Origin of the sequence: Kocuria sp. UBA1838 (assembly GCF_002338785.1) — a bacterium.
Taxonomy (GTDB): Bacteria; Actinomycetota; Actinomycetes; order Actinomycetales; family Micrococcaceae; genus Kocuria; species Kocuria marina.
In genome coordinates this window covers 62,481-76,465 of record NZ_DDIY01000015.1, presented here as the reverse complement: position 1 = coordinate 76,465, position 13,985 = coordinate 62,481, and the positions used below count along the sequence as shown (strand labels likewise).

General features: G+C 68.0%; 15 protein-coding genes, 1 other RNA gene and 1 pseudogene. 8 read left to right on the top strand and 9 right to left on the bottom strand.

Annotated elements, in window-relative coordinates; all coding sequences use genetic code 11:
* Positions 1-423: 423 nt before the first annotated feature.
* Positions 424-585: a hypothetical protein gene (locus B3I25_RS07240; protein ID WP_156523380.1), complete on the bottom strand. Its 162-nt coding sequence runs from the start codon at positions 583-585 to the stop codon at positions 424-426.
* A gap of 27 nt (positions 586-612) precedes the next feature.
* A complete protein-coding gene (locus B3I25_RS07235; protein WP_286738440.1) occupies positions 613-1,785 on the bottom strand; it encodes a glucose-1-phosphate adenylyltransferase family protein in 1,173 nt (390 codons plus the stop codon).
* An 80-nt stretch (positions 1,786-1,865) separates the two neighbouring features.
* Between B3I25_RS07235 and prfB the strand changes: the two genes are divergently transcribed.
* Together prfB and smpB are read left to right on the top strand one after the other, a co-directional pair.
* Positions 1,866-2,984, top strand: a complete 1,119-nt coding sequence (prfB, locus tag B3I25_RS07230) for a peptide chain release factor 2 (protein ID WP_085106374.1) — start codon at positions 1,866-1,868, stop codon at positions 2,982-2,984.
* 110 nt (positions 2,985-3,094) lie between these two features.
* Positions 3,095-3,583: an SsrA-binding protein SmpB gene (gene smpB / locus B3I25_RS07225; RefSeq protein ID WP_055085472.1), complete on the top strand. Its 489-nt coding sequence runs from the start codon at positions 3,095-3,097 to the stop codon at positions 3,581-3,583.
* 10 nt (positions 3,584-3,593) lie between these two features.
* Here smpB and B3I25_RS07220 read toward each other — a convergent pair whose 3' ends face one another.
* The gene (locus B3I25_RS07220) at positions 3,594-5,336 is read right to left on the bottom strand and encodes an ABC-F family ATP-binding cassette domain-containing protein (RefSeq protein ID WP_286738436.1); all 1,743 of its coding nucleotides are present in this window, start codon (positions 5,334-5,336) and stop codon (positions 3,594-3,596) included.
* Between the two features lie 274 nt (positions 5,337-5,610).
* Here B3I25_RS07220 and ssrA point away from each other — a divergent pair.
* The 4 genes and pseudogenes from ssrA (at position 5,611) to B3I25_RS07205 (ending at position 7,847) form a co-directional block, all read left to right on the top strand.
* Positions 5,611-5,978, top strand: a transfer-messenger RNA (tmRNA) gene (ssrA, locus tag B3I25_RS07215).
* 199 nt (positions 5,979-6,177) lie between these two features.
* Positions 6,178-6,516, top strand: a pseudogene (locus B3I25_RS12430) (DUF3237 family protein); the annotation flags it as partial.
* A 59-nt stretch (positions 6,517-6,575) separates the two neighbouring features.
* The gene (locus B3I25_RS07210; protein WP_206478652.1) at positions 6,576-6,689 is read left to right on the top strand and encodes a DUF3237 family protein; all 114 of its coding nucleotides are present in this window, start codon (positions 6,576-6,578) and stop codon (positions 6,687-6,689) included.
* 330 nt (positions 6,690-7,019) lie between these two features.
* Positions 7,020-7,847, top strand: coding sequence for a DUF4190 domain-containing protein (locus B3I25_RS07205; RefSeq protein ID WP_286738433.1), 828 nt, complete (start codon positions 7,020-7,022; stop codon positions 7,845-7,847).
* 73 nt (positions 7,848-7,920) lie between these two features.
* Here the strand turns inward: B3I25_RS07205 and hisN are convergent, their stop codons facing one another.
* From hisN to B3I25_RS07185, 4 genes are read right to left on the bottom strand one after another with little or no spacing between them, the layout of a single operon-like run.
* Positions 7,921-8,727 (bottom strand): histidinol-phosphatase, encoded by an 807-nt coding sequence (gene hisN / locus B3I25_RS07200; RefSeq protein ID WP_064845830.1) that lies wholly within the window; start codon positions 8,725-8,727, stop codon positions 7,921-7,923.
* Positions 8,728-8,731: 4 nt separating this feature from the next.
* Positions 8,732-9,847 carry a ribosome small subunit-dependent GTPase A gene (gene rsgA, locus B3I25_RS07195; RefSeq protein ID WP_286738431.1) on the bottom strand — a complete coding sequence of 372 codons (1,116 nt, stop codon included), beginning with the start codon at positions 9,845-9,847 and terminating at the stop codon, positions 8,732-8,734.
* A gap of 4 nt (positions 9,848-9,851) precedes the next feature.
* Positions 9,852-11,192 (bottom strand): 3-phosphoshikimate 1-carboxyvinyltransferase, encoded by a 1,341-nt coding sequence (aroA, locus tag B3I25_RS07190; protein ID WP_286738429.1) that lies wholly within the window; start codon positions 11,190-11,192, stop codon positions 9,852-9,854.
* A 17-nt stretch (positions 11,193-11,209) separates the two neighbouring features.
* A complete protein-coding gene (locus tag B3I25_RS07185; protein ID WP_064845833.1) occupies positions 11,210-11,746 on the bottom strand; it encodes a DoxX family protein in 537 nt (178 codons plus the stop codon).
* 210 nt (positions 11,747-11,956) lie between these two features.
* On the opposite strand from B3I25_RS07185, the gene B3I25_RS07180 reads away from it, so the two are divergent.
* Together B3I25_RS07180 and rsrA are read left to right on the top strand one after the other, a co-directional pair.
* Entirely contained in the window at positions 11,957-12,637 is a 681-nt protein-coding gene (locus tag B3I25_RS07180) for a sigma-70 family RNA polymerase sigma factor (protein WP_064845834.1), read from the top strand.
* Positions 12,638-12,640: 3 nt separating this feature from the next.
* On the top strand, positions 12,641-12,907 hold the full coding sequence (gene rsrA / locus B3I25_RS07175; RefSeq protein ID WP_064845835.1) for a mycothiol system anti-sigma-R factor: 267 nt from the start codon (positions 12,641-12,643) through the stop codon (positions 12,905-12,907).
* Positions 12,908-13,084: 177 nt separating this feature from the next.
* On the opposite strand, the gene B3I25_RS12425 is transcribed toward rsrA, so the two are convergent.
* The gene (locus B3I25_RS12425) at positions 13,085-13,159 is read right to left on the bottom strand and encodes a 50S ribosomal protein bL37 (protein WP_098054049.1); all 75 of its coding nucleotides are present in this window, start codon (positions 13,157-13,159) and stop codon (positions 13,085-13,087) included.
* Between the two features lie 201 nt (positions 13,160-13,360).
* On the bottom strand, positions 13,361-13,960 hold the full coding sequence (locus B3I25_RS07170; protein ID WP_206398955.1) for a GDSL-type esterase/lipase family protein: 600 nt from the start codon (positions 13,958-13,960) through the stop codon (positions 13,361-13,363).
* Between the last annotated feature and the right edge of the window lie 25 nt (positions 13,961-13,985).

The window sequence follows — 13,985 nt, the reverse complement described above, 5'->3', positions numbered from 1 at the left end:
GTTTGCCGTCTGACCAGCGGTTTCACAGGTGACGTGTTGTGTACCGTTGACGCGTCACTGGCGGAGTGACTTTCCGTGATAAGTAGGACTGCCATGACCGATGCTCCGACCACCACAACCGACACCGCACGCGCAACCTCCTGGGCCGTCGTCCAGCACGACGGTGCTCCCTCGGTGTCCGTGGGCCTCCTGATCCTGCGCCTGGGCCCGATGCCCCAAACGGCCCGATGACGGGTGCCGTCACGAGTGACGCTCCGCCATGAGCGAGGCCCCGCTACAAGCGAGGTGTCGCTATGAACCACGCACCGCTAGGAGCACGGCCACGCTACGCGTGATGCACCGCACTGAACGAAGCACCGATATGACGAAGGCACGGCCGGGAGATTCCCGGCCGTGCCTTCGCCACATTGCAGTGGGCATGACTCAGCGGCGCAGCATACGCAGCAAGCGACGGGCGGTGGCCACCCGGCGGTATGCGGCCACGGGAGGCACCACGCCGATGAGGCGGCGGGTGGCCTGGCGGCGCACGGTGGAGCGCAGCACCTGGCGCAGCACGGGGCCCAGGGTGGATCGGGAACGGCTCATGACAAGACGACCTTTCGAAGGAGGAGATCAGTACTGTTCGTGGTTCCGTGGCAGGACCGCGGAGGTGTCGAACGCTTCTCGCTGGCTCACGGTACCGGTGCGGTCAATCACCGTGACGTGCTGCGCGGAACCGCGCTGCGAACCGCCGGTGATGTCCGCACCCGAATCGGCGACCACGTTGATGAGCTCCACCGTGGGACCCACGTGCACGTCGTCGAGCAGCACGGAGTTGCGCACCACGGCCCCGGCCTCGATCACACAGTTCTGGCCGATGATCGAGTGTTCCACGGTGCCGGCCACACGCGCCCCGGGGGCCACGTACGACCGGGAGACCGCGGCGTCGTCGGTGATGAACGCGGGTGGGGGAGCAACCTGGCCGCTCCAGATGGGCCATGCGGGATCGTCGAGGGTCGCGCCGTCGCCGTCGATCAGCTGCATCTGCGCGGTCCAGTAGGACTGGACGGTCCCGAGGTCCATCCAGTACCCCAGGTGCCGGTGCTCGACCACCCGGTGGTGTTCCAGGACGTAGGGGATGAGGTCCTCGCCGTAGTCGCCCAGCTCGCCCAGTTCGGACTGCAGGGTGTCCAGCGCCGACAGCAGCACGTCCGTGGAGAAGAGGAACATCTCACCGGCCACAAGGTTGCCCTTGGGCTCCTCGGGCTTGTACGCGAACTCGATGACCTGGCCGGCTTCGTTGGTGCGCACCACGCTGTAGCGGGAGGGATCCTCGGGGACTTCGGTGGTGACCATGGTCAGATCAGCGCGCTTGGTCAGGTGGGTGTCCACCACGGACCGGAAATCGATCGTGTAGAGGTGGTCCGCGGAGAGCACGAGGACCAGATCCGGGTCCGCCTCACGGATGATCGTGCTCTGGCGGTAGATGGAGTCCGAGTTGCCGCTCGCGAAACCCTCGCCGTGGGACCCCTCGTAAGGCGGCAGGATCTGCAGCCCGCCGTGGGAGCGGTCCAGGTCCCACGGGCGACCGCCGGCCATGTAGGCGTTGAGGTCGTGGGGCAGGTACTGCTGCACCATCCACACGTCCGGGATGTGCGAGTGCGCCAGGTTGGACAGGGACACGTCGATCAAGCGGTACGTGCCGCCCACGGGCAACGCGGGCTTGACCACGTAATCGGTCAGGGCGCCCAGTCGAGACCCCTTGCCTCCCGCCAGGATGAGTGCGAGTACGGTGGGGCGTTCCATCGGCGGGCTCCTCAGCAGTGGGGTCGCAGGGAATCCTACCGACTCACGGACCCGGGGGCCATGACGTAAAGTGATGTGTCATGGCCTCCATTGACTACGCTGCAGAAATCCGTGCCCTCCGAGCCACCTACGACTCCGTGGCGGCGGTCAGCGACGTCGAGTCCATGAAGAAGCAGATCGTCGTCCTGTCCGAGCAGGCCGCGGCCCCGGACCTGTGGGACAACCCGGACGAGGCCCAGAAGGTCACCTCGCAGCTCTCGCACCAGCAGAGCAAGCTGGACCGGCTCAGGAAGATCTCCGGGCGCATCGACGACCTCGAGGTCATGGTGGAACTCGCGGAGGAGGAGGACGATCAGGACACCCGGGACGCCGCCGCGGAGGAACTCGAGTCCATCCGCAAGGCGCTGTCCGAACTGGAGATCCAGACCCTGCTGGCCGGCGAGTACGACGAACGCGAGGCCGTGGTCACCATCCGCTCGGGCGCCGGTGGTGTGGACGCCGCGGACTTCGCGGAGATCCTCATGCGCATGTACCTGCGCTGGGCGGAGCGCCACGGGTACCCCACCAAGGTCCTGGACACCTCCTACGCGGAAGAGGCGGGTCTGAAGTCGGCCACGTTCGAGGTCAAGGCGCCCTACGCGTTCGGGACCCTGTCCGTGGAGGCGGGTACGCACCGGCTCGTGCGGATCTCTCCGTTCGACAACCAGGGGCGGCGCCAGACGTCCTTCGCCGCGGTGGAGGTCATCCCGCTCATCGAGTCCGACGACACGATTGAGATCCCGGAGTCCGAGCTGAAGGTGGACGTGTTCCGCTCCTCGGGTCCCGGTGGTCAGTCCGTGAACACGACCGACTCCGCGGTGCGCATGACCCACATCCCCACGGGCATCGTGGTGTCCATGCAGAACGAGAAGTCGCAGATCCAGAACCGCGCGGCCGCGCTGCGCGTGCTGCAGTCCCGCTTGCTGCTGTTGCGCCAGCAGGAAGCGGACGCCAAGAAGAAGGAGATGGCGGGGGACGTGAAGGCATCTTGGGGTGACCAGATGCGCTCGTACGTGCTCAACCCCTACCAAATGGTCAAGGATCTGCGCACCAACTACGAAGAGGGCAATCCCAGTTCCGTGTTCGACGGCGGGATCGACTCGTTCATCGACGAAGGCATTCGCTGGCGCGCGGACGCCCGCCAGCACGACGAGGACTAAGGGCTCCACGCCGCACGACGACGCCGCCCCGCCCGGCAGGTGCCCCGCGCACCCCGGGCCGGGACAGCGGCGTCGTCCCCGGCGGGACCCGGTGAAGGAAGAACAGGCCGATGGCCAAGAAGAACGCTGATGACGGCCGCCAGATCGTGGCCAACAACAAGAAGGCGCGCCACGACTACAACATCTACGACACCTACGAGGCCGGACTAGCGCTCATGGGGACCGAGGTGAAGTCGCTGCGCATGGGGCGGGCGTCCCTGGTGGACGCGTTCTGCCAGTTCGACAACCGCGGCGAGCTGTGGCTCGAACACGCCCACATCCCGGAGTATCTGCAGGGCTCGTGGACCAACCATTCCGCGCGGCGGCGGCGCAAGCTGCTGTTGCACCGCTCCGAGCTGGATAAGATCGCGGGCAAGACGCGCGAGGCCGGTTACACCATCATTCCGCTGTCCCTGTACTTCGTGCACGGCAAGCGCGTGAAGGTGGAGATCGCGGTGGCCCGCGGCAAGCGCGAGTACGACAAGCGTCAGACCCTGCGAGAGAAGCAGGACAACCGCGAGGCCCAGCGCGCCATGCGCTACCGCAACATGCGCGGTTGAGCCCTTCGACTCACGGCGTCCCGGCCGGTACCTCCAGTGCGAGGTGCCGGCCGGTCCAGTTCCTGCGCAACCAGCGATCGTGGGAGGCCACGAGCACGGTCCCCGGGTAGTCGGGCACCGCCGCCTCGAGCTGCGTGGCGAGCACGAGTGAGAAGTGGTTGGTGGGCTCGTCGAGCAACAACACGTGCGGCGGGTCCGCGAGCAGCACCGCCAGGGCGAGCCGACGCCGCTGCCCCACGCTGAGCTCACCGACCCGCCGGTTCTCGTCCCGCCCGGCCAGCAGGCCGAACGTCCCGAGGGGAACGGTCTCCGCGCGACTCTCTCCCACGAGCTCATGGTAGATGTGGGCCGCCGTGCGCTCCGGGTCGGCGCCGGGCAGTGTGGCGTCCTGGTCCAATAACCCCACGCGTACGCCGGGTGCGACGTGCACGGAACCGTGCGTGGGTTCCAGTCGCCGGGCGAACAGGCTCAGCAGGGTGGATTTGCCCACGCCATTGGAACCCGTGATGAGCCACGACTCACCCGCGCTCACGGCCAGGGATACGGGTGCCATCCGTCCCGCGACCTCGGCCGCGGAGGCGGTCAGTACCGGGCCCGTGCGGTGCAGTGCGGCCTCCGATCCGGACAAACCCGCGGTGAGTCCCTGGAAGTACAGCTCCCGGGGTGGCTTGCGGATCTGCTCGTTTTCGACGGTGGCCAGGCGGGTCCGCGCGTCGTTGACCCGTCGGGAGACCACCGCGGCGTTGCGGTCCGCGTAGAACTTCTTCGCCGCACGACCCTCCGTCTTGGGGGACCGGTCGCTGTGGCCCACGGTCTGCTGCTCCCGCACGGCCGCGCGGAGCTTCTTCAGTTGCGCCTGTTCGTCCCGATACGTGCGTTCCCAGCGCTCGCGGGCATCCATGCGGGCGAGCACGTACTGGGAATAGGTGCCGCCGAAGCGGGTCACGCCGATGCCCGTCCCGGTGCCGTCACCCACGAGGTCCGAGGTGACGGCATGCGGTCGGGGTGCGGGGTCCAGGTCCACGAGCGAGGTCACGGCGGTGTCCAGGAATGCGCGGTCATGGCTCGCCAGCAGCACCGGTCCGTGCCACGACCGCAGGGTCGCGCGCAGGAAGTCCGTGGCGGCGTCGTCCAGGTGGTTCGTGGGTTCGTCGAGCAGCAACACGTCCGGGGTGGAGAGCAACAGCCAGGCCAGAGACAGCCGTGAGCGCTGTCCGCCGGACAGGGCACCCGTGGGCCGGTCACGACCCACGCCTCCCAGGCCGAGCCCGCCCAGAGTGACGTCGATGCGGGTGTCCACGTCCCACGCGCCGATCCGTTCGGCAGTGTCCAGGGCGGCGGCGTACGCGGTGGCTGCGCCCTCGTCCTCCGGGGCGCGGGCGAGGGCGTCAGCTGCGCGGTCGACGACGGATGCTGCGTCCCGCACGGTCCGCACCGCCGACTCCACGGCCTGGGCCACGGTGTCGTGCGGCGCGAAGGGGGGTTCTTGGTGCAGCAGGCCCACGCGCAGCGAATCGTCGGGGCCGACGGCGCGGACCTCACCGGTGTCGGGCGCGTGCAGGCCCGCCATGATGCGCAGCAAGGTGCTCTTGCCGGAACCGTTCTCTCCGATCAGACCCGTGGGATCACCCGCGGTCACGGAGAAGCTGATGTCCGTGAGCACCCGGTGGGAGCCGTAGGAGGCGGAGACGCCGGACACGCGGATGTGCGCGGCCGTATGAGGGGTGGCGGGAGAATGCGGGGGATGAGCCATGGGTGTCCTCGGATAGCCGGGATCCCCGCCGGGCAGCGGCCACGGGCGCGGGGAGGTCGAACGGCTCATCGGAACATGCGTTACACCCTAGGGCATCCCGCGGGGGAGGGCCAGGGTAGGGCAGCACGGGTGGAGCCGGCGCGGTCCGAGGAGCCCGGTCCGCGGCCCCTGCCGATTTGACGGTATGGCTAGGGTGGGCGTAATCTGATGTGTCCATGAGCGGGCGAGTCACTGAGATCCGCTGGCACGTGGAAGCTCATTGAAAAATGAATATGGGGATGATCGGTTTCGACGATGTGAGTTGAGACAGGGGAAGCGGGTCGAGGACGCAGAGTTATCTCGTAAACGCTCTCTGTAAAACAATAAGTGCCAAATCCAAGCGCACTGACTTCGCTCTCGCTGCGTAAGTAGCGACAGCAGTCTGGCAGCCCAGGTTCACCTTCGACCTGGATCCTGCCATCAGCTAGAAGGTCACTGCTGCGGACGCAGGTTACGGGCGTTCGTGGGACTCTTACGTAACTGAGTTCGGCGGTCACTCGTGTGCGAGATGACCGGAACTGAGAAACCTGTAAGCACACTGCACCCGGAGAAGCCCTGACAATGCTGCATCGGACGGGGGTTCAATTCCCCCCATCTCCACTGTCGTCCTGTCCCAGGACGTGAGAAGACCCTGAACCAATGGTTCAGGGTCTTTTTGTTTGCCTGAGCCCGGGAACATCTGAGTCCCGAAAAAGCACGCGGCCGATGGCTCCGAGTGCGTTATCGGGACATATTTGTGTCCAGGGGTCCGCGTTCGGAGGGGCAAGCACGGGAGTCCGGCGGACCCGAGGTCCATGTCCGCATGCGTGCCCGACCGGCGGGAGTCCTCGGACCTAGGGTGGAGGCAGGACGGACCCCACAGTCCCCAGTCCTTCGGCACGCGTTCACCGTGCGGGTGGAAGTGGCCGCACCCCTGACCGTGGGCCGGACCGCCGCCGGAACACGCAGGGTCGTACCGATCACCGGCGGCGCAGTGACCGGTCCCCACGGCTCCGGGCGTGTGCTGCCCGTGGGAGCCGATTACCAGGTGGTTGGTACCGAGATCCCCTGGCTCGAGGCCAAGTACGTCCTGGAACTCGCCGAGGGTCACCCGGTCTATGTGGGCAACCGTGCGATGCGGGTGGCCAGCGCGGAGGACTCCCGGGCCATCGCCCAGGGGATCCCGATGGACCCACAGCGGGTGTACTTCCGATGCGCCCCGTGCTCACCGCGGACGAGGACGGGCCGTGTACGTGGCTCAACCACACCGTGTTCGTGGGATCGGGGGAGCGGGACCCGGACTGTGTCCGCCTGGAGATCTCTGCGGTGCAGTGAGGTGTGGAGAAGTGCGGTGAGGTGGGCCGACCTTACCTGGGGGCGGAGGTCCCTGGCAGGGACCTTCCGCACCTTGCGGCGGTGGGCCCGGGCCTGGGCAGTCCGCACATGGAACGAGGGCCAGGACCCACGCCCGCGCCCCGGGGACAACTGTACTGCGATAAAACCGTGTACCGGCCGGTACATGTGCGTGGTGCAGCACAGTGGTTCAAGGCGGCCGGAAGGGGCGTGCCCGAGCGGGGTGGGCTGGGGCGTCCCCCGGCATTCCCGGTGCGATGTGGAAGACTTGAGCCGGAAACCCATCATCGAAACCGAGAGGTAGGCGCTTCCATGAGTGAGCGGTCCAACGATCAGTCGGGTTCGTCCTCGGCCTCCCACCGGGACCAGCCGCAGTACGGTCAGTACTCCGACGACCGGGTTCAGAGTGCGGGCGGGACGCAGCAGCCCGAGTACGGCCAGTACAGCGATCCGTCCGCTCAACAGGGCGGCCAGGGCTACGGGAACAACGCCTCTCAGGCCGGCGGCTACGGCACCACCGGCCAGTACGGCACGTCCGATCAGTACGGCTCGTCCAACCAGTACGGTCTCTCCACCCAGTACGGCGGTGACGGCCAGTCCGGTCAGCAGTCCTACGGCGGCCAGGCTTACGGTAATCATGGCTACGGCAACCAGGGCTACGGCGCCGGCGGCTACCCCCAGCAGGGTTACGGCGTCCAGGGCCAGGACACCCAGGGTGGTTACCCCACCCACTACCAGAACGAGTACAACCAGGGTGGTTACGACAACCAGGACGGCTACGGCAACCCCTACGCTCCGGTGCCGGGCCGCGGGCTGGGCATCGCCTCACTGGTGCTCGGTATCCTGGGCATCCTCACGTTCTGGCTCGCTGGTCTGGGCGGTGTACTGGGCCTCGTGGGCCTGATCCTCGGCATCATCGGCGTGGTCAAGATCCGTAAGTCGCGCCGTGGTTCCCCGGCGCTCGCGGTCGTGGGCATCGTACTCTCCGCACTCGCGCTGCTGGGAGGCATCCTGATGGCCGTGCTGTTCGCCTGGGTCTTCGGTCAGGCCGCCGACTGCATGGACCTCGCGGTGGCCGGAAACGACGCCGCGTACCAGGAGTGCGTGCAGAACGCCCTCAACGATTCCTTGAACTCCTGAGGTCCCCGCGGGTGATCCCGCCCCTCGGATGAGACGGACGAGCCCGGTGTCACGCACGTGACACCGGGCTCGTTCAGTCCTGGGGGGCGCCGGTACCGAGGACGTCCAGAGCGGCGTCGTGCAGGAGACCGTTGCTGGCCAGGGCGTTGTCCCCGAAGGGACCGTCCTGCCCGGCCAGGGACGTGAAACGCCCGCCGGCCTCGGTGACGATGGGCACGAGCGCGGCCATGTCGTAGAGGTTGAGTTCGGGTTCGCACGCGAGGTCCACCGCGCCCTCGGCGACCATACAGTAGGACCAGAAGTCCCCGTAGGCCCGCGTGCGCCACACGGAATCGGTGAGCTCGATGAACTGCTGGCGCACACCCAGATCCCGCCATCCGCTCAGGGACGAGTAGGACAGCGATGCGTCCGAGAGCTGGTTGACCGAGGAGACCGACAAGCGCGTGGCCTGCGAGAGTGAGCGCCCCGTGAAGGCCCCCGACCCGGCGGCGGCCCACCAACGGCGGTTGAGCGCCGGCGCGGACACCACGCCCAACACCACCTCACCGTCCTCGATCAAACCGATCAGCGTGGCCCACACGGGTACGCCGCGCACGTAGTTCTTGGTGCCGTCGATCGGGTCGATGACCCACTGGCGGCCGCCCGAACCCGTGGTCCCGAACTCCTCACCGATCACGGCGTCCCGGTTGCGTACGCGCCCCAGTTGCGCGCGGATCACTTGTTCGGCCTCGCGGTCCGCGTCCGTCACGGGTGTGAGATCGGGTTTGGTCTCCACGGTGAGGTCCTGGGACTTGAACCGTTTCATGGTCAGTCCGTCCACGGAATCCGCGAGGATGTGGGCCAGGCGGAGGTCGTCCGTGTAACTGCTGGGTGCACGCATGCGTCTACGTTATCGCTTGTCCGAGCTGCTTCTCGCTGTCCCCCCGCTGTGTCTGCCCGCGCGACGCCGCGAGCAACCTGCGCAGCGATTCGAGCCGCTGCGGGGCCGCCGGGGAGGCCCCCGGGCGGTGCACCCACGCGTCCAGCGCGCACCCGGGGGAATCCTCCGTGTGCAGGCACCCGCGAGGGCAGTCTGCAGTGGCGGGGACCAGGTCGGTGAACGCGTTGAGCAGTTCCTCCTCGGGCACGTGGGCCAGACCCAGGGAACGGATCCCGGGGGTGTCCACGACCCAGGTCCCGGGGCGGGTTCCGGGCACCGTGAGGGCACGCGCGGAGGACGACGTGTGCCGGCCACGGCCCGTGACGTCGTTGACGCCGCCGGTGGCCCGCTGCGCTCCCGTGAGGGCGTTGACCAGCGTGGACTTGCCCACGCCGGAGGGCCCCAGGAACACGCTCACATGACCGTCCAGCAACGACCGCAACCGCTCGAGGGAATCGGGGGACACGGCCAGGGACTGCTCGTGGATGCCGGCCTCGGGTCGTTCGCCGCGGTCGGTCGCGCGCTGCGTGCTGAGGGTGATCACGTCCAGGTCGTGGAGGTAGTCCAGGAACTCCGTGGGATCGGCCAGATCGGACTTGGTCATGCACACCACGGGGGTGATTCCCGCGTCCCATGCCGCCACCAACCCGCGGTCCACGAATCCCGTGCGGGGGGTGGGAGAGGCCGCCGCGAGCACGAGCACGAGCCGGTCCGCGTTCGCCACGATCACGCGTTCCACGGGATCGCTGTCATCGGCACTGCGACGCAGCACGGTGGCGCGCGGTTCGATCCGCACGATGCGTGCCAGGGTGTCCGGGGCACCGGTGACGTCACCCACGACGCCCACGAGATCCCCGGGCACGATGGGCCGGCGCCGCAGCTCCTTGGCGCGCACGCACGTCACCGTGCGCGGTTGTTCCTCGTCCTCTCCCACCACGCACGTGTACCGGCCGCGGTCCACGGCCACCACACGTACGATCACGGCGTCCTCGTGCGTGGGTCGCTGCTTGGTGCGAGGGCGGGAGCCGCGCTTGTTCGCGCGGATCCGGACGTCGGACTCGTCCCAGGTCCTGCGGGCCACTGCGTCAGGAACCCCGCCGTACGAGGCGGTCCCACATGCCCGGGAAATCGGGAAGCGTCTTGGCGGTGGTGGCGATGTTCTCCACCCGGATCCCGGGCACGCGCAGGCCCAGGATGGCTCCCGCGGTAGCCATGCGGTGGTCGTGATAGCTGTGGAAGACTCCGGCGTGCAGCTCAGTGGGGGTGATCAGAAGTCCGTCCGCGGTCTCCTCCACGTTCCCACCCAGCGCGTTGAGCTCGGTGCGCAACGCGGCGAGCCGATCGGTCTCGTGCCCGCGCAGGTGGGCGATACCGCGCAGCACGGAGGGGCCGGTGGCTAGCGCGCAGATCGCGGCCACGGTGGGCGCGAGCTCGCCGGCTTCCGAGAGGTCCAGGTCCACCCCGGCGATCTCGTCCGGACCGGTCACGGTGAACGTGCTGCCCTGCACACGGACGTCCGCGCTGAACAGGGGCAGGATCCGCCGCCACTGGTCCCCGCCCTGCGTGGTGTGGGCGGGCCAGTCGGGGATGCTCACGGTCCCGCCCGTGACCACGGCCGCCGCCAGGAACGGTCCGGCGTTGGACAGGTCCGGTTCCACGGTCACGTCCAGGCCGGCGACGTCGCTCGGGCTGACCCGCCACGCGGTGTCACCGATGCGCTCGGCGGCCACACCGGCGTCGCGCAGCACGGACACGGTCATGTCCACGTGCGGTAGTGAGGGCACACCGGAGCCGCCCTCGTGGTGCAGTACGAGCGGGGAGTTGAAGCGCACCGCGGAGAGCAGTAGCGCGGAGACGAACTGGGACGAGCCGCTCGCGTCGATCGTCACGGTGCCCCCGGTCACCGATCCGGTGCCGACGACCCGCAACGGCAGCGTGCCCCGGCCGTCGTCCTCGACGGACACGCCGAGCTCGCGCAACCCCGCGATCACGGGACCCATGGGTCGGACGCGCGCTCCGGCGTCGCCGTCGAAATCCACGACCCCGGAACATAGCGCCGCCAGGGGCGGGACGAAGCGCATCACGGTACCCGCAAGACCGCAGTCCACGGCCACGGGCCCGGTGAGAGTGTGCGCGCGGGGCAGGGGGGTGATCCGCAGATCCGGACCGAACGGCCCCTGGTCCGGTAGCGCTTCGATCACCGCGCCCAACTGCTCGAGCGCGGTGATCATGAGCCTGCTGTCACGCGAGTGCAACGGCTTGCGCAGCACGGACGGTTCGTCGGCGAGGGCCGCGAGGACCAGATACCTGTTGGTCAGGGACTTGGAACCGGGGACGGCCACCGTGCCTCTCACGGCGGCCCCCTCCGGGAAGGGGGCCCGCCAGTGAGCGGCATCCAGGGCTTGCGGTTCGCCGTTGCTCGGCATCACGTGGGGCGGTGCTCCTAGTTGGAAACGGCGTCCTGGACGGCCTTCTCGGCCTGCTCCAGCTTCTTCTTGGTGTCCTTGCCGACCTTGACCGCGTTCTTGCGGACGTCGTCGGCGAGGTGGCTCGCGCGCCACACGAGGGACGGGTTGCCCGAAGTGTCCACGGCCGCGATCATCACGGCACCCAGCAGGGACACGTTCTTGAGCAGGTCCGACCTGCGGGCGGCCTTGCCCTCGGTGGTGCTCGCGTCCGCGGAGCGGTATTGGGTGTAGCCGTTGAGCGCGGTGGTGCCGAGCAGCACGGTGGACGACAGGCGCGGGAGCTTGCTCGCGGCGAGCAGCGACGCCGCGACGACCTGGGCGGCGGCGATGCCCTGCGCGACCTGAGCGCGGTTGGCGGTCACGGGGCGCACCTGCGGGGCGGCGCTCTCGAGGGCCTTGAGGACCGGGTCCAACTGCTTCGCGGCAGCGGACGAGTTGCGGAACGCGTTGACGCCCCCGGCGATGTAACCGGTGGCGAGCAGCGGGCGGGCGAGACGACGAACAATGCTCATGGTTCTCCTCCTTACGGCCCCGGCATCTCCGGGTACGCACTGTAGCCATCCTATCGGCCCGAGTTCGCGCCGCCGCCGGGAATACTCGCACGGCGCGTGCGTGTTATCCACGGTGTACAGAAGCGCCACATATGTGACGTAACACTCGGCAACGACCAGGGAAGTGGGTGACGGCGGAGGATGACGGCCCCCACCTTAGACTGGGACGTGATGAACGATCAGCGAACTCACGATTCCCATCCGGTGGAACACCCCGAAGAGGTGCCCTCCGGAGCGGAAACCACTCAGCAGCGCCGTGAGCGTTTCGAACGCGACGCCATGCAGTACGTGGACCAGCTCTACGCCGCGGCATTGCGCATGACCCGCAACCCGTCCGATGCCGAGGACCTAGTGCAGGAGGCCTACACCAAGGCGTTCTCCGCGTTCCACCAGTACAAGCCGGGGACCAATCTCAAGGCCTGGTTGTACCGGATCCTGACCAACACGTACATCAACCTGTACCGCAAGCGGCAACGCGAACCGCGCCAGGCCAACACGGACACCGTGGAGGATTGGCAGCTGCACCGCGCGGAGTCGCACACCTCCACGGGACTGCGTTCTGCCGAGGCGGAGGCGTTGGACCACCTGCCGGACTCGGACGTCAAGCGAGCCCTGCAGGAGTTGCCCGAGGAGTTCCGCCTGGCGGTGTACTTCTCGGACGTGGAGGGATTCGCGTACAAGGAGATCTCCGAGATCATGGACACGCCCATCGGAACCGTGATGTCCAGGTTGCACCGTGGCCGCAAGCTTCTGCGCGAGAAACTGGGCGACTACGCCCAAGAACGAGGATTCGACACGTCCAAGGTCCAGAAGAAGACCAAGGACGGCGCACGAGCGAAGGATCGAGGCTAGAGCATGACCGCGAAACCGTGTCACAACGGCTGCACCGACGAACGCATCCAGCGGATCTACGAGTACCTGGACGGGGCACTGACCACCGAGGACCTCGCGGAGATCCACGAGCACCTCACGGACTGCGCCGACTGCGAGCGCGAGTACAACCTGGAGTGCGTGATCCGCTCCGTGGTGAAGCGTTCGTGCTGCGAGACCGCGCCGGACGAGCTCAAGCGCTCGATCCTCGCGCGCATCGACGCCCAGTGCAACGAGCACCCCGCTGCCTGAGGACCGGGCGGCGCCGGTACCGGGCGGGATGAGTCGCCGGCGGCGCCCAGCGGCGTGAGTGCTCAGCCGCGCAGAGACCCGGGGAACGAAGTACCCGATGACGCGGATCCCTCGGACAGAGCGAAGCCCCCGTGACCGATGACGGTCACGGGGGCTTCGTGATGCGTTCGCCGAACCTCAGGAATTGGGCCGCTTGCCGCGGTTTGCCGAGTTCTTGCGACGATCCTTGCGCTTACGTCCACGCTTGCTCATGATGTACCTCCTGCGATGATTGGCTGGGACATCGTCTGTCAGTATCTCACATTCCGGGCGGTGCTCATGCCACCGCTCCGGTGCCGCCCATGCCATAGGGGTGCCCCCGGACCCTGCGGCCAGCGCCGCGGGTGGTGTCACCCGGAACCGCCGCCCGCATTGCGGCGGTCGCCGCGGTCGCCACGGTGAGAGGCGAGAGCCTCAGCGCGGCTCGGGCAGCTGCAGCCACTCGTACCACCCGCGGTGCAGCACAAGCCACGCGATGAGCCCGTAGCCGGCCTGACCGGGGTTGCCGTGGTTGGCGGCGAGGTCCTTGCGCCACTGCTCGTGGTGCTGCAGGGGGTTGAACGTGTCCACGTACACGTGGTTGCGCCGCGTGGTCACATCCCCGTAGGCCGCGGAGAGGTCCGCGATCTTGCGGTTGCGCTGCGGGTCCAGGGTGGGCGGGGGACCCACGACGAGCACCTTGGTGTTGTTCTGGGTGGCCTGGTCCACGATGTTGGCCATGTTCAGCCGGGACCGGGCGGAGGTGATCCCCAGGTCGATGTCCAGGGCGGACGGTGCGATCACCAGACGGTTGTCGCACGCGGAATCGAAGCGGCGGGAAGCCTCCGCGAACCAGTGGTCGTTGAGGGTCTCACTGCCCTGACCAGGCGCGGCGAGATTGTAGGCGTCCACGGGAACCACGTCTCGGGGGGTGCGCGCCATGACTCGTCCGAACCAGCCGAGCGCGCGGGGGTCGTCCACGCCGGCCAACAATTCGTCTCCCACGGCCACAATGCGGATCCTGCGTTGGTCCACTCTTCTTACATCCTTCGCTAGCTGG